Origin of the sequence: Spiroplasma endosymbiont of Amphimallon solstitiale (genome assembly GCF_964030965.1) — a bacterium.
Taxonomy (GTDB): Bacteria; Bacillota_I; Bacilli_A; order Mycoplasmatales; family VBWQ01; genus Spiroplasma_E.
On record NZ_OZ034999.1, the window covers coordinates 1,566,327 to 1,590,117 of the forward strand.

Annotated in this window: 35 protein-coding genes; 19 read left to right on the forward strand and 16 right to left on the reverse strand. The window is 22.6% G+C overall.

From position 1 onward, the window contains the following. Window positions 1–86: 86 nt before the first annotated feature. From AAHH39_RS09795 to AAHH39_RS09820, 6 genes are all read right to left on the reverse strand, one after another. A complete protein-coding gene (locus tag AAHH39_RS09795) occupies window positions 87–383 on the reverse strand; it encodes a J domain-containing protein (RefSeq protein ID WP_342217933.1) in 297 nt (98 codons plus the stop codon). 56 nt (window positions 384–439) lie between these two features. Then, on the reverse strand, window positions 440–1,060 hold the full coding sequence (locus AAHH39_RS09800) for a hypothetical protein (protein ID WP_342217934.1): 621 nt from the start codon (window positions 1,058–1,060) through the stop codon (window positions 440–442). Between the two features lie 14 nt (window positions 1,061–1,074). After that, window positions 1,075–1,314, reverse strand: a complete 240-nt coding sequence (locus tag AAHH39_RS09805) for a hypothetical protein (RefSeq protein ID WP_338957635.1) — start codon at window positions 1,312–1,314, stop codon at window positions 1,075–1,077. A gap of 169 nt (window positions 1,315–1,483) precedes the next feature. After that, the gene (locus AAHH39_RS09810; RefSeq protein WP_342217935.1) at window positions 1,484–2,239 is read right to left on the reverse strand and encodes an FtsX-like permease family protein; all 756 of its coding nucleotides are present in this window, start codon (window positions 2,237–2,239) and stop codon (window positions 1,484–1,486) included. Further along, window positions 2,202–3,380, reverse strand: coding sequence for a hypothetical protein (locus AAHH39_RS09815; protein ID WP_342217936.1), 1,179 nt, complete (start codon window positions 3,378–3,380; stop codon window positions 2,202–2,204). The genes AAHH39_RS09810 and AAHH39_RS09815 overlap by 38 nt, the downstream gene beginning before the upstream one ends. Before the next feature lie 278 nt (window positions 3,381–3,658). Beyond that, window positions 3,659–3,781 (reverse strand): FtsX-like permease family protein, encoded by a 123-nt coding sequence (locus AAHH39_RS09820; protein WP_342217937.1) that lies wholly within the window; start codon window positions 3,779–3,781, stop codon window positions 3,659–3,661. A 743-nt stretch (window positions 3,782–4,524) separates the two neighbouring features. On the opposite strand from AAHH39_RS09820, the gene AAHH39_RS09825 reads away from it, so the two are divergent. The 14 genes from AAHH39_RS09825 to AAHH39_RS09890 are packed head-to-tail and all read left to right on the forward strand — an operon-like array spanning window position 4,525 to window position 10,628. After that, window positions 4,525–5,037: a hypothetical protein gene (locus tag AAHH39_RS09825; RefSeq protein ID WP_342217938.1), complete on the forward strand. Its 513-nt coding sequence runs from the start codon at window positions 4,525–4,527 to the stop codon at window positions 5,035–5,037. 11 nt (window positions 5,038–5,048) lie between these two features. Beyond that, window positions 5,049–5,237, forward strand: a complete 189-nt coding sequence (locus AAHH39_RS09830) for a hypothetical protein (RefSeq protein ID WP_342217939.1) — start codon at window positions 5,049–5,051, stop codon at window positions 5,235–5,237. Between the two features lie 11 nt (window positions 5,238–5,248). After that, entirely contained in the window at window positions 5,249–5,686 is a 438-nt protein-coding gene (locus AAHH39_RS09835; protein WP_342217940.1) for a hypothetical protein, read from the forward strand. Then, window positions 5,676–5,969: a hypothetical protein gene (locus tag AAHH39_RS09840; protein ID WP_342217941.1), complete on the forward strand. Its 294-nt coding sequence runs from the start codon at window positions 5,676–5,678 to the stop codon at window positions 5,967–5,969. Before AAHH39_RS09835 ends, AAHH39_RS09840 begins: the two co-directional genes overlap by 11 nt. A 5-nt stretch (window positions 5,970–5,974) precedes the next feature. Continuing rightward, entirely contained in the window at window positions 5,975–6,142 is a 168-nt protein-coding gene (locus AAHH39_RS09845; RefSeq protein WP_342217942.1) for a hypothetical protein, read from the forward strand. After that, window positions 6,135–6,410 (forward strand): hypothetical protein, encoded by a 276-nt coding sequence (locus tag AAHH39_RS09850; protein WP_342217943.1) that lies wholly within the window; start codon window positions 6,135–6,137, stop codon window positions 6,408–6,410. The genes AAHH39_RS09845 and AAHH39_RS09850 overlap by 8 nt, the downstream gene beginning before the upstream one ends. After that, window positions 6,379–6,822 carry a hypothetical protein gene (locus tag AAHH39_RS09855; RefSeq protein WP_342217944.1) on the forward strand — a complete coding sequence of 148 codons (444 nt, stop codon included), beginning with the start codon at window positions 6,379–6,381 and terminating at the stop codon, window positions 6,820–6,822. Before AAHH39_RS09850 ends, AAHH39_RS09855 begins: the two co-directional genes overlap by 32 nt. Next, on the forward strand, window positions 6,776–7,144 hold the full coding sequence (locus AAHH39_RS09860) for a hypothetical protein (protein WP_342217945.1): 369 nt from the start codon (window positions 6,776–6,778) through the stop codon (window positions 7,142–7,144). The genes AAHH39_RS09855 and AAHH39_RS09860 overlap by 47 nt, the downstream gene beginning before the upstream one ends. A gap of 15 nt (window positions 7,145–7,159) precedes the next feature. Beyond that, on the forward strand, window positions 7,160–7,318 hold the full coding sequence (locus AAHH39_RS09865; protein WP_342217946.1) for a hypothetical protein: 159 nt from the start codon (window positions 7,160–7,162) through the stop codon (window positions 7,316–7,318). A 34-nt stretch (window positions 7,319–7,352) separates the two neighbouring features. Further along, window positions 7,353–7,541, forward strand: a complete 189-nt coding sequence (locus tag AAHH39_RS09870; protein WP_286642310.1) for a hypothetical protein — start codon at window positions 7,353–7,355, stop codon at window positions 7,539–7,541. A gap of 17 nt (window positions 7,542–7,558) precedes the next feature. Next, window positions 7,559–7,726, forward strand: a complete 168-nt coding sequence (locus AAHH39_RS09875) for a hypothetical protein (RefSeq protein WP_342217947.1) — start codon at window positions 7,559–7,561, stop codon at window positions 7,724–7,726. A 17-nt stretch (window positions 7,727–7,743) separates the two neighbouring features. Further along, a complete protein-coding gene (locus tag AAHH39_RS09880) occupies window positions 7,744–8,118 on the forward strand; it encodes a hypothetical protein (protein WP_342217948.1) in 375 nt (124 codons plus the stop codon). A gap of 18 nt (window positions 8,119–8,136) precedes the next feature. Further along, window positions 8,137–9,321 (forward strand): hypothetical protein, encoded by a 1,185-nt coding sequence (locus AAHH39_RS09885; protein WP_342217949.1) that lies wholly within the window; start codon window positions 8,137–8,139, stop codon window positions 9,319–9,321. A gap of 14 nt (window positions 9,322–9,335) precedes the next feature. Beyond that, window positions 9,336–10,628, forward strand: a complete 1,293-nt coding sequence (locus tag AAHH39_RS09890; protein WP_342217950.1) for a hypothetical protein — start codon at window positions 9,336–9,338, stop codon at window positions 10,626–10,628. A gap of 23 nt (window positions 10,629–10,651) precedes the next feature. Here AAHH39_RS09890 and AAHH39_RS09895 read toward each other — a convergent pair whose 3' ends face one another. Beyond that, window positions 10,652–10,831, reverse strand: coding sequence for a hypothetical protein (locus tag AAHH39_RS09895; protein ID WP_342217951.1), 180 nt, complete (start codon window positions 10,829–10,831; stop codon window positions 10,652–10,654). Window positions 10,832–11,207: 376 nt separating this feature from the next. Between AAHH39_RS09895 and AAHH39_RS09900 the strand changes: the two genes are divergently transcribed. Beyond that, window positions 11,208–11,756 (forward strand): hypothetical protein, encoded by a 549-nt coding sequence (locus tag AAHH39_RS09900; RefSeq protein WP_342217952.1) that lies wholly within the window; start codon window positions 11,208–11,210, stop codon window positions 11,754–11,756. A 19-nt stretch (window positions 11,757–11,775) separates the two neighbouring features. Here the strand turns inward: AAHH39_RS09900 and AAHH39_RS09905 are convergent, their stop codons facing one another. After that, window positions 11,776–12,720, reverse strand: coding sequence for an IS30 family transposase (locus AAHH39_RS09905; RefSeq protein ID WP_342217458.1), 945 nt, complete (start codon window positions 12,718–12,720; stop codon window positions 11,776–11,778). 58 nt (window positions 12,721–12,778) lie between these two features. Here AAHH39_RS09905 and AAHH39_RS09910 point away from each other — a divergent pair, with 58 nt between their 5' ends. The 3 genes from AAHH39_RS09910 (at window position 12,779) to AAHH39_RS09920 (ending at window position 17,628) form a co-directional block, all read left to right on the forward strand. Next, window positions 12,779–14,263, forward strand: a complete 1,485-nt coding sequence (locus tag AAHH39_RS09910) for a hypothetical protein (RefSeq protein WP_342217953.1) — start codon at window positions 12,779–12,781, stop codon at window positions 14,261–14,263. Window positions 14,264–14,408: 145 nt separating this feature from the next. Then, the gene (locus tag AAHH39_RS09915; RefSeq protein ID WP_342217954.1) at window positions 14,409–15,644 is read left to right on the forward strand and encodes a hypothetical protein; all 1,236 of its coding nucleotides are present in this window, start codon (window positions 14,409–14,411) and stop codon (window positions 15,642–15,644) included. Next, window positions 15,592–17,628 carry a hypothetical protein gene (locus AAHH39_RS09920; protein WP_342217955.1) on the forward strand — a complete coding sequence of 679 codons (2,037 nt, stop codon included), beginning with the start codon at window positions 15,592–15,594 and terminating at the stop codon, window positions 17,626–17,628. Before AAHH39_RS09915 ends, AAHH39_RS09920 begins: the two co-directional genes overlap by 53 nt. 84 nt (window positions 17,629–17,712) lie before the next feature. On the opposite strand, the gene AAHH39_RS09925 is transcribed toward AAHH39_RS09920, so the two are convergent. The 4 genes from AAHH39_RS09925 to AAHH39_RS09940 form a co-directional block, all read right to left on the reverse strand. Continuing rightward, a complete protein-coding gene (locus AAHH39_RS09925; RefSeq protein ID WP_342217956.1) occupies window positions 17,713–17,919 on the reverse strand; it encodes a hypothetical protein in 207 nt (68 codons plus the stop codon). Window positions 17,920–18,038: 119 nt separating this feature from the next. Beyond that, window positions 18,039–18,479, reverse strand: a complete 441-nt coding sequence (locus AAHH39_RS09930) for a hypothetical protein (protein WP_342217957.1) — start codon at window positions 18,477–18,479, stop codon at window positions 18,039–18,041. A gap of 149 nt (window positions 18,480–18,628) precedes the next feature. After that, window positions 18,629–20,248 (reverse strand): hypothetical protein, encoded by a 1,620-nt coding sequence (locus AAHH39_RS09935; protein WP_342217958.1) that lies wholly within the window; start codon window positions 20,246–20,248, stop codon window positions 18,629–18,631. 15 nt (window positions 20,249–20,263) lie between these two features. Next, window positions 20,264–20,506: a hypothetical protein gene (locus AAHH39_RS09940; RefSeq protein ID WP_342217959.1), complete on the reverse strand. Its 243-nt coding sequence runs from the start codon at window positions 20,504–20,506 to the stop codon at window positions 20,264–20,266. Between the two features lie 72 nt (window positions 20,507–20,578). On the opposite strand from AAHH39_RS09940, the gene AAHH39_RS09945 reads away from it, so the two are divergent. After that, window positions 20,579–21,700: an Mbov_0401 family ICE element transposase-like protein gene (locus AAHH39_RS09945; protein ID WP_342217960.1), complete on the forward strand. Its 1,122-nt coding sequence runs from the start codon at window positions 20,579–20,581 to the stop codon at window positions 21,698–21,700. 2 nt (window positions 21,701–21,702) lie between these two features. Here the strand turns inward: AAHH39_RS09945 and AAHH39_RS09950 are convergent, their stop codons facing one another. The 4 genes from AAHH39_RS09950 to AAHH39_RS09965 form a co-directional block, all read right to left on the reverse strand. Beyond that, window positions 21,703–22,104, reverse strand: a complete 402-nt coding sequence (locus AAHH39_RS09950) for a hypothetical protein (RefSeq protein WP_342217961.1) — start codon at window positions 22,102–22,104, stop codon at window positions 21,703–21,705. A gap of 236 nt (window positions 22,105–22,340) precedes the next feature. Continuing rightward, entirely contained in the window at window positions 22,341–23,048 is a 708-nt protein-coding gene (locus AAHH39_RS09955; RefSeq protein ID WP_342217962.1) for a hypothetical protein, read from the reverse strand. Between the two features lie 148 nt (window positions 23,049–23,196). After that, on the reverse strand, window positions 23,197–23,475 hold the full coding sequence (locus AAHH39_RS09960; protein WP_342217963.1) for a hypothetical protein: 279 nt from the start codon (window positions 23,473–23,475) through the stop codon (window positions 23,197–23,199). An 87-nt stretch (window positions 23,476–23,562) separates the two neighbouring features. Then, window positions 23,563–23,736: a hypothetical protein gene (locus AAHH39_RS09965; RefSeq protein WP_342217964.1), complete on the reverse strand. Its 174-nt coding sequence runs from the start codon at window positions 23,734–23,736 to the stop codon at window positions 23,563–23,565. Window positions 23,737–23,791: the final 55 nt, after the last annotated feature.

Genomic DNA, 23,791 nt, shown 5'->3' on the forward strand with positions numbered 1-23,791 from the left:
TTACTGTATTTTATTCATTTAAAATCACCTCTTTAATATTAAAAATACCATATAAAAATATATTTTTGCTAATTTTACTAATATCACTACTTTTCTACAAAATTAAAGAAAATTTCTTCTTTTTGTTTACTTTGAAATGTTTCTTGTTCTGCTTGTTGTTTTTTTAAATTTTCTTTCCATACTTTATTAGTTTTTTCTTGATATTCTTTTTGTTTAACTAAAACATTACGCGCTTCACTTAATTTTTGAAAATTAATAGTTGCTTCTGGATTATTAGTATTTTTATCTGGATGTAATTTTAAAGATAAACGTCTAAAAGATGCATTAATTTCAGGAATTGTTGCACCAATAGATAAACCTAATAGTTCATAATATTGCTTCATTTCTAGTTTTTTTCCTTTTTAATAAGCATTACTATATTCATAAATAATAGTTATATTTATGGTAAGTTTTGTACACGATCATTTACTGGTGTTTGACTAGTTAATTCCAACGCATTAATTTCTTCAACAAATTTAGAACAAGAAAATTCTTTATCTGATGAAGTGTTTTTTATACTATTTTTTTTATCATTAATATTTTTTCATAATTCAGTTAATTTAATTAAATTATTTAACTCATCATTTATTTTTTTTCTTTCTAAACTAATATTTTCAAATATTATTTTTAAATCTGTTCGTTCATTAGTTTTTTCTTGTATTTCCTTTTTATTTTTATTTAGTTTTTTTTCTATTCTTTTATTTTTATTAATACAACCAAAACTAAACATTCTAATAATAAAATTTTTAAAATTGCCGATTTTTTGCTTTTCCAAAAAAACATTTTCTTCTAATAAACTAGTTATTTTAGAAGTAGCATCAGTAATTACATCAATATAATCTGATAATATTATGGTTCTTTTTTCAACTTCTTTATCTAATACTTCAATTTTTTCATTAAATACTTGAATTTGTTCAATTGATAATGATTTAATATCATCTTCGGTAAGTAATTGAATTTGCTCATCTGTAAATATTTTAATTTGTAAATCTTGTTTATCCTTATCCTTATCTAATGGCATATTTTACTCCTTATTTAATAAGCATTTTTGTTAAGCTGTTTTTTAACTTCATTAATCATTTTTTCTAATTGATTAATTGCTTCTATTTGTTCTGCAATTCCTTTTTTAGTTTCTTTAGAAACAGAAACTGTTTCTGATTCATTTTGTAATTTTATTAATTTATCTTTTTCTTTTTGTAATTTTTCTTGTCCAATTTCTATTTTTGATTTTAACTCATTACTAGATGTTTGTGTTTTACTTTCTTGCTGTTCCATAAGTTCATCTCCTTTTTAACATAAAACCCATTTGCTTTAAAATTAAAACAATGGGTTTAAAAACATTATAAATTCATTATATGCCTTTCTAAGTGAAAATCAATTAAAAACATAATAAACTTCCTTTTTTAAATTTTTACTGGAATAAAATTTTTATTAACTAATATCTTTACTCCATAAATGCTCATAACCTATATTTTCTAAAATTTAATAATCAAGTAATAATATAAGCACTAATATAAACAATAATATTAATAGCAAAAGCTAATAAAAAATATCATCAACGAAAAATAATTGGATAAATAACATGACTAAAAGTAATTAACTGTTGTGCTAATATATTAATTAATATTGGAGTAATAAAAATACTAAAAACTGAAAAAATTAAAATTAAAGGGACAATAATTATAATAAAATTGTACGATACTTCCATAGTATTATATCCCAATACTTTTAAAATATTAATCAATATTCAATTATCACGAACTAAAATATTAGTAACCAAAGTCATAATCATAAATGATAATATAATGCTACAAATTGCAAAAAAACCAATAAGTAATTGAATACTTATTTCATTATTTTCCAATGCTGCTTTTTCATTACCGATTGGAACAATACCACTCAAAGAACTAATAAAACCACTAGAACTAATGTAGTCAGCATTCAAAATTTTAGTTAAATCAAGATTATAATTATTTTCAGTATTAATAAAAGTTAAGTAATGTCGTAACTCATTATCATTAAATTTACTCATTTTGGCATTATTAATTAATAATCCTGCATTTTCATTAATAGCACTATTTAAAAGTGATTGTGATACTAATAATATTGATATTCCTAAATTCCTAAAGCCATCATAAATAATACCAATTAAATATTTTTTATTACCATTCAAAATATGGATATAAAATTGCTTTACCAATATTGTTACCATTACCAGTACTAGTATTGGATGCTGGGGCATTAGATGCTGCAATTGGTAAAAAGGTAACATTTGGAGCATTAGTACTAGTAATATGCAATTGTTTTTTTATATTGTTAACATTTTTAGTAAATTCTTTATCTAATCAAAAATCAGAAGTATTCATTGTATCAATGTTCATATTAATAAATTTTTTAAATTTACTATTAATTAAATTAGGTTTAATAAAATTATTACTATTTGCATTAATACCATAGATAGTTTGTCTTATTGTAACTTCATTACTAAAGCATGAATCATTAAAAGTTTGAGTTACACTATCATAAGTATTACCAATAGCATTGTTATGACTAAAATCCAAATCATAAGAATCTTCAATATTCAATTTAATAAAAGGTAACTCATTTTGTTCTTGATAAGGAATAATACCAAAACTAATTAATAAATCATTATTATTACCACTTTCATTTGTTAAATAATTAATAATATTTATTTGTTTTGTTCACTGTTTTTTAAATGTTTGTGGTAATAAATTTCATGTTGTCGATTTTTCAAAATTTTTACGCATCTTTAATAAATCGCTACCCAAAATATATTTATTACGTAAATCGCGAATAACGGGTGCTGGATTATTAGGATTTATTAAATATGAATCAATAGCATCTTGTAAATCTTGTTTAAGTGACACTCCTGATTCTATTTGTGAAACTGGAGCAATGTTATAAAGCAACTGCTTGTTATTATTAATAAAATTATTTTCAATGTCTTCATAATGATAACTATTTAAATAATTAAAATTAATTCCTTCAAATTGTAATGATAACATATCATTAACTAAACCACTAGCTGCAATTGAAAATAGCATCAATGTGGCAGCAAAAATACTAACTATACTAATGATAACTAATTTACCAAAACTACGCATGCTAATAGTTATTGCCAATTTATTATGATAACTAATATCGCCAATAACTTTAACACTAATAAAATTAAAAATTTTGCTAATATTTAAATGATGATATTTTTTAAAATTTTTACTAGTAATTAAGTCAAGTGGTTTTTTTGTAAAAATAAATAAACTATAAAAAAAACTAATAATTACTAATAACAATAAAGGAACAGTTACCACAATAATTGTCATATGCACATTTATATATCATCCTAGTTAATTAACGCTAAATATAAGTTATGACTATTAATAAGAATATGACTAATAAATACTGATATTAAAACACCAATAATAGCAAAAATAAATAAAGGTCAAATAATAGCTAAAACTTTTAATTATGTAGAAAAGTATGGATGACCAAAAATTATTCATCAATTTACACTTAAAATATTATTTTTAATTAAAAATTTGTTAAAAGTAACATTATTTAGTGTAAAAATTCTCTAAAAATAACACTTTATCATGTATCATTACTTTTCTACAAAATTAAAGGCTAAAACTAAAGAAATTGTTAATTGTCAATTTTTATAACCCAATGCTTTTAAAATTCCAATTAATTTATGATTATGATGAATCATCTTTCATACTACCATTAAAATAATAACACTAGTGACAGTAAAAATTAATGTTAAAAATATTAGGACGGCTAACAAATTTAACAAATTTTTTACAGAATAATTTTCAATATTATATTATAGAAATACTCCTTTCCTTATTTATAAAAATTAACAAAGACGAGAATAAAAATCTCGTCTTTTTTTGTAATTGTAAAATTTTATAAAATTTTTATAACCTTCTTTAATACTATTATCAACACGTATTAGAGAACTAAAACAGTGAACTACAACACAGTTGTTAAAAATAGTAGCTAGCATGTGGACTTGCATGAATAAATAAAAAGTGGATGATGCCTAATAAATTATACTAACCAGAAATGGTAATTCTTGGGGTGGGAGCGAATTGGAAACTAGTGTATATAGACCCGTGGGGGAACATACTATTATTCTTTATTTAACCAACCTTGCCACTTCCAAGTGAGCAAGTGTTGGTTTTATTTTTTATTTTTTTTGAAAAATTTTTTTGGGCGAGAAAATAAATTTCAAACTTTTAAAAAAAATTGAGCGGTGCCGGTTCAATTAAAATATTAATTTGCTAAACGCAAATTAAATAAATATTGAATCGAATGCCTCGATTTCTTTTTAAAATTTCACAATTGATTTTCGAGCCCAGAATTTCTGTAATTAATAATACTATTATTAGTATTATTAATAATCTAAAAATCAAAATATATGTCCTTTATGCTAGAAGCAACAGGACATATTAGGAAAGGATTATTATGCAAATAGAATTTAAAAAAGAACAAATTATTAAAGATAAGCCACAATCTATTCTTATTGATTATGTTGAATATAAATTATCACTTCCAAAATGAATGATTAAAAATAATTCTTTTATTGTTGATAATAATTACACATATTGGGTTTTTAATTCTGAAAATATTAAAAGAGAATTAAATGGTGATGAATTAACAAAATTATTAGAACCATATATTTCTGAACAGAAAATAACTGTTAATAAACCAGAAACACCCAAAGAATATTATCTTAATGATATAAAACTTGAACCATTAACATTTTATGAACAGCATAATAGTTGATTTATTGGCGAAATAACTGATAGTAAAACAAAGATTACTAATCCTTGTTTTAAATATAATGTTACATGAGAAGAAAACAGAAAAGGTTTTGAAATAAATAATCAATATAACCATAATGATTTGTCAATTAATTATATAGTTACTTCTTATAAACATATTTCAACTCATAATGAAAAGATATTTTATTTATAAAGGAAAAAACTATGAATAATAAAAATAAAAAATGTGAATTAAGAGTTTGTATGGATAAAGTTTGAAAAGAATGTATTAATAATTCTACTAAAACTATTAAATATAAAAATTGACCAATACCTTATTTAATATGTGACAGTTGTTATCACAAACTACCTAAATATCTTAAACAAACAGCAAAAATCATTTCAGAAAGATAAATATTAATAAAATGCAATATGATTTAATTATTGGAATTGACCCTGCTGGTATTGGTAACAACGGAATCATTATATATTCAAATGAAACAAATAATATTGTTTTTAATGAAACATTTAAAACTAAAACAGTTTTAAAAAGCAAAAATCTATTTAAAGAATACTTTTTATTAATTAAAAAACATTTTGATAATAAAAAAATATTAGTTATTGTAGAAAATTTCTTTTTAAATTCAAAACAATTATTAACAAATCCATTAGCAACTCCTAAAATTATTGGTGCTTTAATGGTATTAGCAGAAGATGTTATGAATTGAGATTATTTAGAAAGTGAACCAAAAAATAAAAACAAAATAGAAAATTATAAAGGAAATATAAAATTTACAAAACATGAACAAGATGCATATAAACATATTCAATATTATTTAAGGAATTATAAAAATGAAAGATAAAGCAAATTATGTCAAATTAACAGTAAAACTGAGTAACACTATTGAAGCAAAATATTACGAAAAAGGTAATAAAGACTTATATTATAGTGCTCGAGGTCAATGAAATGGCTTAAACTATGTTACTTTAATTTTTAACAACCCAAAATTTTATAGACGCTGTATTTTATTAAACAAAAACGATGAAATTATTGTAACTGGTCAAATTTTTAACACTTTAAATATTCATAAAAATCGTGCATTTTGTTCAATAAATGTTAAATGATTTAAAAAATGAAAAGAGTAAAAAAAATGATATGATGAGAAATTTTATTAATAATACCAATATTAATAACATTTATAACACTGATAATATTTTTAATATTTATGATTAAAGATTTAAAAACAGATTATAAAGTATTAACAAAATTAAAAGATATTACCAAAGCAATTGAAAAAGGAAAAATAACCAATGATTAAATTAATAGATTTGTTTGGTCAAGATAAAATAGAAATATTTTCGCCAAATCCCAAAGATTTAACAGACAGTAATGATATAAAAGTACTTATTTTATGAAAATATCCCAATGTCATTGCTAAATATTTAATTGTTTCTCAACCACATGCTAATACTGCAATTTTAGTTGGAGATAACTTCAATTATCAAGGTTGAATAGAAGTGTTTATTAAACAAAAAGTAGAAGGAGTAGAAGAAAATGCCAAATGACATAACTGTACAATCAAGTAATTACACTTTATTAAAATTAATTAGAACTGGAGCAAGTCCCTTATTTGGTATGATAGGAACTTCTGCATACTATGGTCAACTTATTGGTAATCCAATATTAGGTAGTATAAATGCTTTATTATTTTCTAAAAAATTAGGAATTGATATATGAAATTTAAATCAAATGCCAAATTTAAAAAGTAAACTATTAAATTCAAGTAAAAAAATAGCATTAGGATTAGGAACAATTGGTTTAGTTAATTATACTAAATTTACTGAAACAATAAATCCTATTACACCAACTACAACAACTACAGAAACACCACCATGACCAACATTAACATTATCAGTAACTAACAATAACGTTAATGAACAATCTTTATTTAATGGATTGAGATACTTATATATCTTTAAATTCATATGGTATTTCTAATTTACTTGCTGGTATTACTGAATTAATACCTAGCAAGTTTGAAAATATACGTAAAATAGCAAATATGGCAACTGGTGGAGCATTAATTAGTAGTGGTGTTGCTATGGGTATTAATAATGATTTTATGAATGCTTATGCAGTTCCTACAATAGTTGCTGGTGCTTCTGAAATTATTCATAATTTATTACCTATGGAAACCAATCATAATGTCGAAGAAATGCAAGAAACAACATTTACTAGTGAAAATGCAAGATTAATTAATGATGTTGTAGATAGAATATCACCAGTATATAGACCAACTACATATTATGAAAGTTTATAAAGGAGGTGAAAAATAATGAATAAAGAAAAATTAATTGAATATTATAATCACGAAATAAAAATGCATAAAGAAAGAATGGAACAATTAAATAAAGAAATTTCTTTATTAGTAACTATTATAAGTAATTATCAGTCAATGATTGAAAGAATTAATGGTGGTCAATTTGACGAATAATAAAAAAATAAATAATTGAAAGGAAAATATTGAAATGAAAGAATTATTGCATGAATTAATCATTATTGGAACAAGTGTAGGAACATTAATTTGTAGGGAACTAATTGTTTGATTTAAACGATTTATTACAACTCCAAAACACGTTCGAGCAAATAATAAAGTAATAAAACATCAAAAAAAATTAGCAAAATTAAATGAAAAAATTAATAAAGAAAGTAAATAATAAAGGAAGAAAGTAAAATGACAACTAAACCAATTTTATGAAAATGTATGGAATGTAATGGAGTATTTTCAACTTATTCAGAAAGAATAACTGATAATCATTGTCCATACAAAGATTGTCAAGAATATAAAGATAGTATTAAACAAAAATTAATGCAAGAACGTAGAAAGATAAAGTTACATTAAGCAAGGAGAAAAGTATTATGACAGAAAATGAAAATAATGTTCAACAAACAACTGAATCCTTACCTGAAAATAATGCTTCACAAGAAACAGAAAATAAAATTAATGAAGCAGAAATTAAGTTAAATAAACTTAATCAAGAAATTAAAGAAAAAGAAATAATTAATATATTTAAAAAATATCAAGTTAAAAATGAATTTTATGATTATTTAAAATTTAAAACAAGTAATATAGAAAATTCAAAAATAGAAGACACTATTAAAAAAATGATTAAAGAACAACCACTATTCAAAGAACCAATTAATACAGGTGGAAAACCAGAAACCATATTAACCAACCAACAAACTTCAATCAAAAGTAGTTTATTGGATTATAAAAAGAAAAATAATTTATAACAGAAAGGAAAAATAAAAATGGCAATTAATATTCAAACAAACTTAAACAATACAGAAAAATTAGTTGAAGCACCAGAATTTATTGAATTTTTCAAACAATCAAATAGTCCATGAGCAAACTTTTTTCCAATTGAAATAGTTAATTCTACTAAAATAGAATTTATTATTAAAGTTCCAAAAGACCCATCAATTAAAGTTATTGCATGAAATGATAAAAGTCAAAGAATAGATGTGACTTATGCGCAAACTGATACTATTCCGAAAATAATTGAAAAATTGTATGTTGCTGGTGAAACTATTGCAGCAGTTGATTTAAATGCTGAAAATGGACAAAATTTACTAGAAAGTATGCAATATGAAGTCGCTAATGATTTAGCAGATAAATTAGCAACTGATGATATACAAGTAATTAGTGATAATGCAACTAAAGTAATAATTAGCGACACATCACCAACAGGACATATACAAGCAATGTTATCTGCTTGAAATACTTTATTTCAATTAAGAAATAGTGCAAATTGTCGTTTCTTTATTACAAATAATCTTTATGATACTATTGTTTATTTGGCTAATAATAAAGGTTTAATTACAGATAACCAAATTGCTCAACAACTAAGATTAAATGGTAATGATTTATATATAAAAGGTGTATTATGTCAAATTGTAATGGATGATTATATGACATTTACTGATAGTACAAATAAAAAACAAATTATGCCTTTCATTTTAGCAACACCAAGAGCAATGAAAAGATATATGTTACAACAAACAATTGTCTATGTTCAAGAAATTGCCGATGGTAAACTTGGTAGAGCATATAAAGTTGGTGGTGAAGTACTAGGTCAATCAATTCCTTATATGTCAAAAAAAGAAACAACATCACGTTGAATGCTATGTGGAATTATTACTAAAACGGATTTAAGTAACAAACTTACAACTTTAACAACTGATATTACTGCTAATACTAGCAGAAAAAATCAATTATTAGATACAGCAATAAAAAATGCAAGAGAAATTACTAGTTTGAATCCAGCATTAGATTTAGTAGATGCAAATATTAAATATTTTAGTGATGCACAAGGCAAAACTGATGTAAGTAATCAAAATCAAAAAGCAGGAGATTTATATGTAATTATTACTGCAGATATTAATGATGCAAATTATCAAGGTTCAACAAATCCTATAAAAATAACTATTAAATAATAAGGACATTAATCATGCCTATTGGTACAGCAAATACAGCAACACTTTTAAAAATAAATAAACCAAAACATACTAGAATTAGTCAACAACAAGAACATAAAAGTTTATGATGAGAAATTTTAGAAATGATTGGTGTACAAGTTATAGCAGTAGCACTTGCTCCTTTTACTGGTGGTTTAAGTGAAGATTTAGCACTTGGATTAGGTGCAAGTGATTTAATTGCTAGTATTAGTGCTACGGGTGTTGAGTTTGCAACTGATTTTACTATTAATCAAGTTTATGATTATTTAAAAGGAAATGTAACGTCAATTAATACTTTCTTTAATTTATTACCAGCATTTGCAGGACTTAATAGAATTACTCGTGGTTATCGTACTAGTAAATTTATTAAATTAGCACAAAAAACTAAAACTTTAGAACAAATTGGTGTTAAAGAAGTTAAAAACTTACAAGAAATAATTAATCAAGTAACTGGAAAAGAGTTTTTAACAGATAAGATTATTGGTAATAAACGTTATTTATTTAATTATAGTTCTGCTCCTAATCGTGAAACAATAATTCAAAATTTAGGTTTTGTTGCTGAAAGACAATTCAAAAATAATTTTCAAAAATTAGAAGAACAAGAGTTAAAAGATTATTTATTATTACAAAATACATTGATAAAATTAAGCCCACAATTAACTCCAAAATTTAAAATCAAAGATATTGAAAAAGCAAATAACTTTTTAAAGAAATATAATAGTGATTTAAAAGAAGTATTAAAAATGAATCAAAATGATTGATTAAATTTAGTTCATACAATACATGCTGATAATAGATATGGTAAATCTTTAATTTTGGACTTACAAAAAATTCGTGCTAATGCTATTAAATTTAATTTTAAAAATAGTTCAATTCATAAATTGGTATTAAAAGCAAATCAAACTTTTAAATATTTTGATATTCGATTTTATTTAAAAAAGAGTTTTAATAAATTTTGAAAAGATACACCATATTTTGAAAAATTACGAGAAAGTATATATAAGTTACAAGAAAAATTTGAACAATTAGAAGAAAAAGCAATTGAAAAAATTAATAAATTAAAAGAAAAAGCAACAGATTTATTTAGTAGTGCTGAGAAAAAAGCAATCAGACATGCACAATTAATTCCATTGAATTCACCAGTATTTATCGGATGTAAAATTCAACCTTTGTCATTAGATAAATGTGCTATTAGTATTTATCATCGTAATCCTAAATATAAACCAATTGTAGTTGTAGATAGTATTGTTAAAGCAGAAACTTTCTTTAATTTTGTAGAAAAGTAATGATACATGATAAAGTGTTATTTTTAGAGAATTTTTACACTAAATAATGTTACTTTTAACAAATTTTTAATTAAAAATAATATTTTAAGTGTAAATTGATGAATAATTTTTGGTCATCCATACTTTTCTACATAATTAAAAGAAACTTTTGTAACTCAAATTCATCCATTTCACTGATATAGATGGTATAGTGGCTGATACATTGGTTATGGAGTAAATCATAATAAGTGATTAAAATCAATAGCATTTGCACCACCAGTTGTTCAACAAGTAATTAGAGATAGTTTTAAAGTTTATAGAGAAATATTTAGAACAATTAGAACTTATCATAAAATAGTAAATATTATTAATAATCCTATTGAAAATATTAATAAATCGTTTAAAAGTGCTGGTTTAAAATTTTCAGTTAATACTTTATTTGGTACAGGACTACTACATCATTTAGAAAAAGTTGCATATAGTCAAGTTGTAGAAAAAGGTAAAAAGAAATTACAAAAAGAAATTATACATATAGCACATAGAAAAACTAAAACAAGAACTAAACATTATAAAAAAGCATTTTTTAAGGAATGATAAAATATGATTAATAAACTTTGAACCGGTGTCAGTTTAGAAAATTATAATAACTGATATCCTTTAACTGGAAAAATTACAGAATCACCACCACAATATATAAAAACATGACCAAATGTTAATGATTGATTTAAAACATTTGCTATTCGTGCTCAAAATGATATTAATGCTTATCTTGATTTTATTTTATCTAAATTTCCTTTTGATAGTTTTAAAGATGAATTAATTAAAGAAACATTAAGAGATATGGTTTATGTAATGGTTGAACATTGAGTATTTAATCGTACACCAATTGAATTTAACGTTGATGCTACTATTCAATTTAATAATGGTAGTCAATTTAGTGCCAATAGTATTCCTACAATTAATGTTTGAGATTTAGCACCTAGTAGAATGAAAATATGAGCAAGATTAACTGAATTAAAACAAATATTTTCAAATTATAATGATGATGAAATAGATGTTGAAAAAATTGACTTAAAAGCATTTTATACTAGAAATCAAGTTGACGAATTAATTGAACAACAAAAAGAATTTACATTACCTGAATTGTAAATATAAATGGGACAGTTTTTTAAAATAATTGTATTAAATCTATTGGTCTTTTATAAGATAGTGATTTTCTGGGTGTAGAATTAATTTGAAATGCTATAGTATTTAAATCTTTTTGTTTATATGAAGATAGATCTGTAGATTTTGGTAAATATCTTCTTAAAATACCATTATTATTTTCATTTAAACCTCTTTGACAAGGTTTACCAGGATCTGCAAAATAAATCTTAACATTACAATTTTTTTCGATTAATTTTCATTTACTAAATTCTTTACCACGATCAAAAGTAATAGTTTTAACTGTTCCTTTTTGTAACTTTGAAATAAATTTTATTATACTTTTTGTAATATTTTCTGATTTATTATTTTTAGTTGCTAAAGGAATTGTGGTTTTTGATCATATATCAGCTAAAGTAATAATAGAACTTTTATGATCTTTACCAATGATAGTATCACCCTCTAAATGACCAAATTCTTCTATATTTTTAATATTAGGAATGATTAAATTTCTTTCATGAATAGACTTACAATTATTAATTCTGCCCCTAGTTTCTTTTTGTTTGTGAGGTTTATTTTTTCCTTTTCTCAATAAGTTATTTTCATCAAAACCCATTCGATTTGTTTTAAACATGTTATATAAAGTTTTTGTTGAAATACTTTTTATTTTATTTTCCTTTAAAAAATTAGCAATTATATCAAGAGCATAATTTTTAGTAATTAACAAATGATTAATAGTATTAATTTCTATTAAAGTTAAAATTATTAATTTTCTACCTGCATTTTGTTTATTTTTTTGAATTTTATTCAATATTTCTAATGGTAATAAGTTTTGATTTAATAATCTACAAACTCTATGTACAGTTGATTTACTATAATCAATGGCTTTTGCTATTTTACGAATCGAAAATCCATAACTTTTATATTCTTTTATTGCTATTATTGATTCAATAGTCAGATACTTATACATTGTGCTAATTCCTTTCTTTTCTTAATTATAGAATTAACACAATTTAATTTTTATATAAGTGTCCTTTTTAATTTTACAATTCAGGTTATCAAAACAAATTAAACTATATGATGACGTTGTTGAGGAAAACGAACATGAAGTTTTTCGTGGTGCTGTAACTAATTTTATCAATAAAGGATATGTAGCAACAGAATATGATAAAGAAACTGAAACTATGATTTTAAATTGACCTAATGAAATTGGTACATTACCACCCGAAGCATTACAAAATAATCCACAAATTGGTGATTTTACTCATGCTGCAACAGCTGATTTTTCTGCTAAACAACAAAAAAGAATTACTACAAATGAAAACAATATAACAAAATTAAATAGTGAATTAATTAAAGCAAACGAAAATATTAATGATATTAAAAATAATTGATTTAATATTGAAACTAGTCCCTTATGAAAAAAAGTTGAAAATAATAATATAGAAATATTTAAATGATATTTTATTAAAATCAGTTATCAATATTCAACAGAAAATAACTTTATGAAATTTTATAAAGTAATTAAAATTTATTTAAATAATGTTTTTAATGAATTTGAATTGTTAAATGTTGATTCCATAATTTATAATGAACAAATCCAAAATAAAATAATTTTAAATACCGGAATGATTTACTATAACAATAAAAAGAAAGAATTTAGTGGTAGTGGTAGTTCTTATCCTGAACGTGGAAAAATTGATTTAATTGGCGATATAGAAGAAATATATCAATATCAAGGAATAGATACACCAACTGAATTTATAGCAGAAGAAGGTACTGAACGCGATTATTACACAAAAATAGAAACTAATAATTTATTAGATAAAAAACAAGATAAATTAATTGCTGGTGAAAATATTAAGATTGATGAAAATAATAAAATCAGTGCTACTGATGGTAGTGGTGAATCATTATGAGAAATAGACCCTAATTCACCTAATATTATTCAACCTAAAGAAAAAAGAATTATTACTTCAAATAATACTAGAATTGTTGATATAGCAGACCCTACACAACCACAAGATGCTATTAATTTACGAACTTTAGATAAAAAATTAGAAGATGTAAAATCACAATTTCCGATTGCATTTCAAATAAATGCTGTAAGTCAAGAAATTCCTAATTTAGAAACTGAAAATAAAACTGTTGCTGGTGCTATTAATGAAATAAAAGATAAACAATCAAGTGGTTCAAATTGAAAAAATGTAGCAATATCACAAGATAGAGAAACAATTGTTTATGAATTGAAAACCAATACACATTATAGAATATTTTATGATGTTAATAATAAACGAAGTACTGGTTTAATTGGTAAATATCCTTGTTTAATAAGTGAATTTTATTGAATTTATACTGATGGAAGTAGTTTTAATGATTTATGAATTAATTTACCTCATTGAAAGGATACAAATCTTTCACATTTAGTAATAGTAATTAATCAACATAAAATATCATGAAAAAATAATTCAAATGATGGTAATTTTTGAAAATTACAAGAATTACAGGAATAAAATTATGATTTGAAAAATTATAAAAATTATTTTAAGTTTAATTGGAGTGTTATTATCTTCTGCAGTTGCTGGTTTAATTATATTTATTATTATAAAAATTGTATTAAAAATTAATCAAATATTTTAAAAAAAGGTGGTGAATATTATGTTAGGTAGGTTTTTAAGAAAAGATAAAGGTATTAATAATCAAGAAAAACCTAAATTAACTTTTTTAAAAGATAAGAGTACACATGCTTCTATTTTAAGTTATTTTGGTTTTAATGATTTTAATCATGAAACTTATTTTACTGATTTTGTAGCAGAAAATAATGCTAATTTATATAATGCTCCATTAGAAATAAATAATGAAACTATTAAACAGTATTTAATTCAACAAGAGTTTTACAGAAAAAATTGAAATTCGATTTTTAAGTTAAGTAAATTAGGAATTAGTGGTTATTTAATTTTTATTGCTAATGATGATTTATATTTTCAAGTAGTTGATATACAACAAAGAGTTTATGATATTACCGGTAAATTAATTCAATGTACTATTTTTTATGATAGTTATGAACAAAATTCACAAACAGTAAGATTATTTGAAATTTATAAACTAAATAATCAACAAGTAACTATTAATCGTGCAATTTATAGTATTAATGATAATAAAAAACAACTGCCATTAGATTTTAAAACGTATATTAATAATCCCAATTTAGAACAAGAACAAACATTAAATATTAATTATATTCCAATAGCAATTATGAGAAATAAAGCAAATGAATTAGCAGATTGTGATAAAGTAATGGATAAAATTAAAGCATTAGATGTTATTTATGAACAAATTGTTTTAGATACTATTTTAAACTCACCTAAATTTATTTTTAATCAAACTTATGGTAATGTTCAATCAACATTAGAACAAGCAGTAAGAACTTTGGTTACTAAAAACTACATATTTAAAAGTGGCGGAGATAATAACGAACAAAACGAAAATATTAATATGACAAGTAGTAATTTTAAAGGTAAAAATTTAACTGATATATACGATTGAAATGTTAATGAAATATTTAAACGTTGTGGTATTCATATACCAAGTCAAAAGAAATCTGCACAACAATCAGTTCCCGAAAGTACAGCAGTAAATATTTCAACTATTAATTATATTGAACAAAAATTATGACAATTTAATATTGATATTCTTAAATTTATTCAAATATTAGTAAGCGTAGATAAAGATTTATTAAATAGTAAAACATTTAATATTAATGATGAACAAGAAATTAATAATTTAACAGTTAAATTAAAATTATTTAACCCCGAAAATAATCAATTAATAGGAGATAATAATGGACAGCAAAGACAACAAACCACAAACGAAGTTTCCACAGAAACAAACTAAACTTAATCAAGCAGAAGCAGAAAATGATTATTTAATTGATAATATTCCTTATGATTTTACTAATATGATGGGTTCTACTAGTGACCCCGATATTAATAGAGCATATGATGAATTTAAAAAAAGAACAATTTATATTTATGAAATTGAACGTTTATTTAAAAATAATGAAAATAATAGTTTAAGATTTTCAGCAAATACTATCAAAATAGGTTTTATTGATATTGATAAAGTATTAAAAACTACTGCTGTTGAAACATCAGACTTTACTATGCAATTAAATCAAAGAGCTAGCACAAATATTAATGATAATACTATTGAATATAGTATGACTGATATTAAAAATTTAATATTTCAAGAAATAAATTTATTAAACCAATTTAAATTATATGCAGTTTCTATTAATGAACCATTAACTGAAAATAATATTGATAATTTATATATCATTAATAATTATTCACAACCTTATCAAAATCCAAAAACAAGAAGTACTAAAAGTATTACTATAATTAAAATTAAAGATTTTAAAACAAGAGATGGTTATCCCATTATTATTAAATTACAAAAACCATTAGATAAAGATACCAAAGTAACTGGTTTAAAAATTAAAGCCCCTAGAAGCATGATTTTTGGTAATATAAAGGTACTTGGTGAAGTTGACAATATGGAAGTATACCCTAAATTATTCGTTAAAGATAAGATAGCATTTCCGCTTTTATCCATGCCTATTGAAACTCAACCAAAAGTTAGAATATTACAACAATGATTTAGTGAACAAATTTTACCTTGAAATTTAGCAAAACAATTTATCGAACAAGAAAAATCAGTTTTAGATTTAATTGCTATTGGTGGTGGTAGAGAAACAAGAAAAGAAATTTTTAATAATGCAAGAGTTACAAGTACTAATATTGGTAAATATGATGGCGCAAACCCAATACCAAGCAATTTACCTGATTTTTTAATGGTAGAAAATCAAGAGTATATTTTATATAGCCACCAAGACCCTAATCCGCCTTATCCAAGTAGAAGTATTGTCATTGAATTATCAAAAAATTTTAAAGATGTAGAAATTGAAATAAATGATAAACCACCAATTGATAGTTTACAAAAAGTATTATTAGATATGCTAACTTATACATATACTTATAATAGAAATTTTGATGGTTTTACACCAGACAAATTAACTACAAAAATAGCAGAATTACGTGCTAAATTTGAAGGACAAAAACCAGAAGAAGTTATTACAAATTTATTTAAACAATGAGAATTAGATTATCCAAATTATGTAAAATTACAACAAGTACAAATTTTAAAAAAAATAATAAATATGCTTTCAAAGTATATTTATTCTACTATTTCAATTAATAAAGGTTTAAATGATGATTATAAATTGTTATTGCCGTATTATTTTGAATTAAAATCAAATCCAATTCATACAAATCCAACTGATGTTTGAGAATTTAAAGATGTAAAAGTAATATTAAAATCTGAATATTTTGACTTTACAGATATTAATAACATTAAATTAAAAAATAATGACATTAGTCAAAATGAATTATTTAAACTAGATGATAACCAATTTAATTGATTATCTATAACAAATGAGTTGGAAAGTAATAATATACCATCATTAATTCCTGCTGATTGAACATTAGGTAATGGTGAATATGGGAAATACTTTACAAGAGCAATTATTGGAAAAATCAAAATTGAAAATGCTTTAAATTTATATGGTTCAAATAAATCGCAATTATTTTCTAAATTAGAATTTTATAAAGAAATATCACAAATTGATAATGATAATGAATTTGAATTAAAAATTGAAAATCCGATTAATAATTTAAATCGGATTGAAATTAGTGGAATATTTGGTGCTGGTAATTATAATTTAATTTTAATAACCAATAAAGAAGAAATTAATTTACCTAATGTTACTTTATTTGATAAATATAACGAAAACATTTCTTATATTAATTTAGAAATTTAGATTATTTATTAAAATATCCATCAGGATATATACCATCTCATTTTATATCATCAGAATGATGTTTTATAGTATCAAAATACAAACCTATTTTATGTGCCCCCCCACATTTGTTTCTCATATTATTGAACTTCCTCAAATTGCTTGTTTATTATAATCTAAATAATATTGTAAATCATTTGTTTTATGATGTGCTATTGAACCAATTATTAAACCCGTTATTCCACTTACTGCACCAGTTAGTGCTAACGCTAATGTTATTTTACTTAAATTTGTTTTTATTCATGTTTTCATTTTATTTTCCTTTCTACAATAATTTATGGTTTTATTTTTTTACCTTTTGCAATATTAATTGGTTTAGATTTTTCCTTTAATTTTGTAGAAAAGTAATGATACATGATAAAGTGTTATTTTTAGAGAATTTTTACACTAAATAATGTTACTTTTAACAAATTTTTAATTAAAAATAATATTTTAAGTGTAAATTGATGAATAATTTTTGGTCATCCATACTTTTCTACATAATTAAAAGATTTTTCCATTTTATTATCAATACTATTTATGACTTTTTTTGAAAAAACTGGTGCTTTTTTAGTATTTAATATTAATAATAATTCATTACTTTGATATATTTTTTCATTAAAATAATCTATTACAGATTCGTGGTATTTAATTTTAGAATTTATTTTTTTATTTCAATCAGTAAAATCAAAAGATGTGTCTTTTAAAGATATATTATTAAATTCTTGATTTTTTTTCTTTTCTAAAAAAGATATTTCTGTATGAGTATTTTCTATATTTTTCTTAAAATCTGTAATAGATTGTTCTATTTTATGTTTTTCAAATTGACTCATATTAAATTACTCCTTATGTCTTAATTTTACTTTAAAATTGTACTATTTTTCATTATTTTTACAAGTATTCTTTTAAACTAAAAATAACGCCTAAATTCAAGGCGTTTATTTTATGAGACCTATACTATTAATTGTATTGAATTTGCTTATTATATAGCAAATGTGAAGATGCTTTTTTTCACAGTAGCATTATTTTTACCCCTAATTACATTTTTATATGGATATAATGCATAAAACAAAGCATCATACGGGTCTTGATACATATTCTTGTTAGGAATGTTAGTTTTTGTTTCATCGTAACGTAATTCTTCTAAACATTGAGTAGTCTTTGGTAAATCATCTTTATTTGCATAAAAGTTTCCATAACTCATAATATTTCTCATTCAAACTACTCTATTAGTTAATCCTGCTTCTTGATTTAAATTAGAAGCATGTTTAATAGCAGTTTGTGTTATTAAAATAGTATTATGTTCATCAATTAATTTTTGATTTAATCAATCCATTGCCGTTCTTGCTTTATCATCATAAAAATAAATTGCTTGTTCAAAATTTTCAAAATTATCCATTAATCCTAAAATTTCATTAACATAAGCATTAATTTTTTCATTTTCATTTATAAAATCATTTGGTGTAACTACTAATTCACAAATAATATAAGCATCATAATAACCAGTATTATTATATTCTTTAAAACCAATAACCATAAATACTGTATGGTCTTTATGTCCAGTTGCTCAATCAACACCAACTGAATAAAAATCAAATTTATACATATCTTTTTCTTGATTATAAAATTGTTTTAAATCATATGATTGTCAATATTTTACGGTTTTTTGAAATGGAAAAATTGTTGCATCACTATCTAAAAATTCAAAACCATAAAAAACAGTATTAAATTCATCAGGATTGCTTTTTTTCATTTCTAATAATGTTCTTTTTTGAATGTCCGGTAATTTATTTCAAAACGGTTGAATAGTAAATCTTAAAACAAATAAACCCAACCCACTAAACATATCTTTATTTTCATAGTAAACTTTACCAACTTTTTTAAGATTATCCATTACTTTATCATTTAATGGTAAAAATGGTGTACAGTATTTTAAATAAAATGGATGATATTTGTCATAAGGATTACATGTAAAAGTAATAAAGAAACTTTTATAAAAATAACGAGTAATATTTTTACCAAAAGTAGGACTATATATATTTTTATCATTAAATGTTCAACTTCATTCTTTAATTGGTTCATTTGACACTTTAATACGATTACTTCTAAACATAGAATTTTGTAATCTTTCATATCTATATGTTAATTGCTTTTCTGTTAGTGTTTCTTTTTCTTCGGCCATTATTATTTCATCTGTTCTTGAACCTAAAAAACTTGAACCACCTGCTTCTTTCCCAAAAATCTTATTACCATTAGCATAACCAATAAAATCAATTTGCTGATTATTAGGAAAAATAATACATCCTCCATCTTTAGTAATTTTTCATTTAATTCCATGTGGATTATTAGGTAATAAATTAATATCATATTCATCTAGCAAAACTTGACAAACATTCATTAAAGCACCAATAGTAGTTTCACTGTGGGTATTTTCATAACGTCTTACTTCTTGAACACTACTATCACTAAAATTACAGCATATAAATAAATCAAATGCTAAACAGTTTCAAGTTTTTCTTGTTCCACGTGCTGTTGGTACAAACCTATAAAAACAATTAGTTGTAAAAAATTCCTTTAATTTTGTAGAAAAGTAATGATACATGATAAAGTGTTATTTTTAGAGAATTTTTACACTAAATAATGTTACTTTTAACAAATTTTTAATTAAAAATAATATTTTAAGTGTAAATTGATGAATAATTTTTGGTCATCCATACTTTTCTACATAATTAAAAAAAAATTCTGCTCATTCATCACCAATAAATTTTTTAAAAATATCTCAACTAAAACCATAATTATTATCACTAAAATTAAGATTATATTTTTTATTTAATTGTGCATAACTAGTAATAAAAGCCATATTTACTCCTTATTTTTTAAAAAAATTAAACTTAAACTATTAACAAATCCAATTTAGAAAGGAAAATTAAACATGAGTGCAAAATACAAATGAATTTATCAAAAAGAATACGCTAATATTAGTCAATTAGTATTAGCACATATAAAGCAAAAATGAGAAAAATTAGATAGAAAATTTTTAAAAACAAGAGATAAAAATAAATATAAAATTGTTGATTATAAAGAAAGAAAAAGAAAGACAAAATATGGTATGGTGATTTATAAACGACGTATTTATGAATATTATAACACAGAATTACAAAAATGAGTACGTATTTGTTTAGTTGATGAAGAGTTAGAATTACCAAAATATAAAAGAATTGGAGAAGACATAGAACAAATTGTTATTGAATATTTTGCTGATGGAAAAAGATACAAAGATATTTGCGATATTTTAAAAGATGCTGGTTTAACTACAATGGATATTCATAGAATTTTTGAAAAACATAAAGTTTTTAATGAAAATGTAGAAAAAATTAAATTGGAAAAAAATCAACCCATTTATATTAGTATTGATGATGGTCATCGAAAGTTTTGAGAATTTAAACGTAAAATTAACAAATATTCAATGCGTTTAGTAGCATTTTATACGGATAATATTAATCACAAATTAGTTAATAAAAGAGTGAATGTTATTATCAGACCAAATAAAACAGCAATTGGAGTTAAGAAAACTGCTGAATTTCTTTTAGAACAGGGAAAAAGATTTTTTGAAAATTTTGACCAAGCCAAAATCATTATTTGTGGGGATAGTGCAGGCTGAATTAAAGAAGTTGCAAATTATTTAGATGCACAATTTGTTCTAGATAAATTTCACTTAATTAGAACATTATATCTTGGTATACTTGCTGGAAATAAAGGTAAATATTGACAAGAATATGATACTTGTAAAAATTTCATTGAAAATGGTCAATATAATAAGTTAATTAATTATTTATACAAAGAATTAGATAATCATAAAAAATTAAAAAAACAGTATTTTAAAAATAATAAACAGGGAATTATTAATCAATCTGCAAAATGAAATATTGGTACTTTTGGTGAAAGTAATATTTGACATATTTTAAAAGAAATGCTTGGCAATAGAACATATAACATTAATATTTATATCAAAATGGCTACATTTAAGTGTAATCAAATAAATTTAAAAACATAATTTTAATGAACATAATAATTATTGATTATTTCACAATTTTGTATTGAATCTCAAAAGTTATTATTTTTTATTTTTATTTTAAAAATCAAAATAAATGTTATAAATAAAATTGTTATATATAGTAAGATCGGACTTATAATTATACAAAAAATAATTCCCGTTTGTAATTGTACTCAAGCATGATAATTTTCTGGATGATTTGTTATATTACAAATAGAATTTGGAGAATGAAATAATATAAAACTTATACCAAAATGTTTTAATGCTCCAAATCCACTAGAATATTTATCGCTATGTTTATGAAAATTACTAAATCAAATTAAATATAAACCTATAACTGTAATTAAAATTACAAATGCAAATAATATTACAGTTATCATCTGTAATATTTTAATTTTTTTCATTTTGAATACCTCTTTTTAAATCTAAATATTAAATAAATAACAACTAGTTGCATCAAAATTATGTTTTTTTTGTCATGTAAAAATAATATCAAATTTATTAATTTTTAAAACATAATTTTTATAAATGTATTTTAGTTGAAATTATTTTTACTAAGTAGTACTATTAATTTACAATTACATAACAAAAGTCTTAATTTATTCTCGTCTAAATGATAATAAAGACACTATTGATAAAATTATTCCGCATTTTTGTTAGCCGTCCAAAATATTATACCAACATTTTGTGTTAAATTAATTCGTTCATTTAAGAAAAAAATAGCATTTTCATTATAAGGTCTTCATAAATAATCATCATTTGTTAAAATACTAGCAACATTAGCAAAATTTATACCATTAGTAAGATTTTGATAATGATGACCATATGCTAATTGATTATGTAATATATTATATAATCATGGATTTAAACTACGTTCAGGATAAACCGGATTAAAACTATTTTTTTGTTTATTTTTTTCAATAAAACCCTTAAAATCATTATTGATGTTAACCATTGTATTACTATTAACAAAAGCAACGGTTTTATTTTTTTGATCCATCAATCCACTAATATTATTGGCAATAAAAGCACTATTTCGACTAGTAACAAATCCTCTAACAGTAAAAGTACGATTAACAATATTGTACTTATCACCAATTTTTAAATTATTATTATTAGCAAATTGTTCATAAATTAAAATTTCATTATCTTGTAATGGTAACTCTTCCAAACTTTGTTTATAATTACCTACTAAAATTGGTGGATCAATAATATTTTTAGGAACTGTTTGTGTAAAGAGAAAAGATTTACCGGTCATTAATAAATCATTAACTAAAGTATACTGATTTCATTCAATATTTTGAAATAACATGCCATTAATAATTAAAAAATATAGTTGTGATTGCAAAGAAATATCAATTTTATTATATTCATGATTAGCGTATGATATTTTATCATAAAAATATCATCTTGATAAATTTTTAATGCTTTATCATTTAAAATAAAATAGTTTACTTGATTAATATTTGTCTTTCCATCATAAACATAACTATTAATTAAATTACGCATTGCATTTTATATTGTTCAGAAGAGTTATAACCTTGATGATAATCATTAGGAACTAATAGTTTAAAATCAACATAATCATGATGATATTTAGTAGATATATTATTTCCAATTTGTAAATAATTATTAACATGAGAATCACTTAAATCACTACTACCATTAAAAATAAAACGATAAGTATCGGTATTACCATTAATTAAAACAATTTGAAAAGTCGCATGATTTAATTTAAAAGTATCAATACTATCATCTTGTTTATAATATGACATATTTTCCAATCATAATCCTAAATGTGTTTTATAATAATTATATTCTTTTTCAAAACTATTTTTTTCAAGTGGTAATTCATTTAATTCTTAAAAATTAGTATTTTGACTAATATCATTTAAATATTGATTTTCTACATATTGATCAGAAAATTGAATGCTTAAAAAAGTTATAATCATAATCATAACTAAAAAGCCTAATCCTAAAACTTGAATAATATTTTTTCTTTGTTCACGCAAATAATTGAAAAATATTTTTACCATATTCCACTAACCTCAGTTAATACTTCAAATTAATTTTATCAATTTAAAAATATTT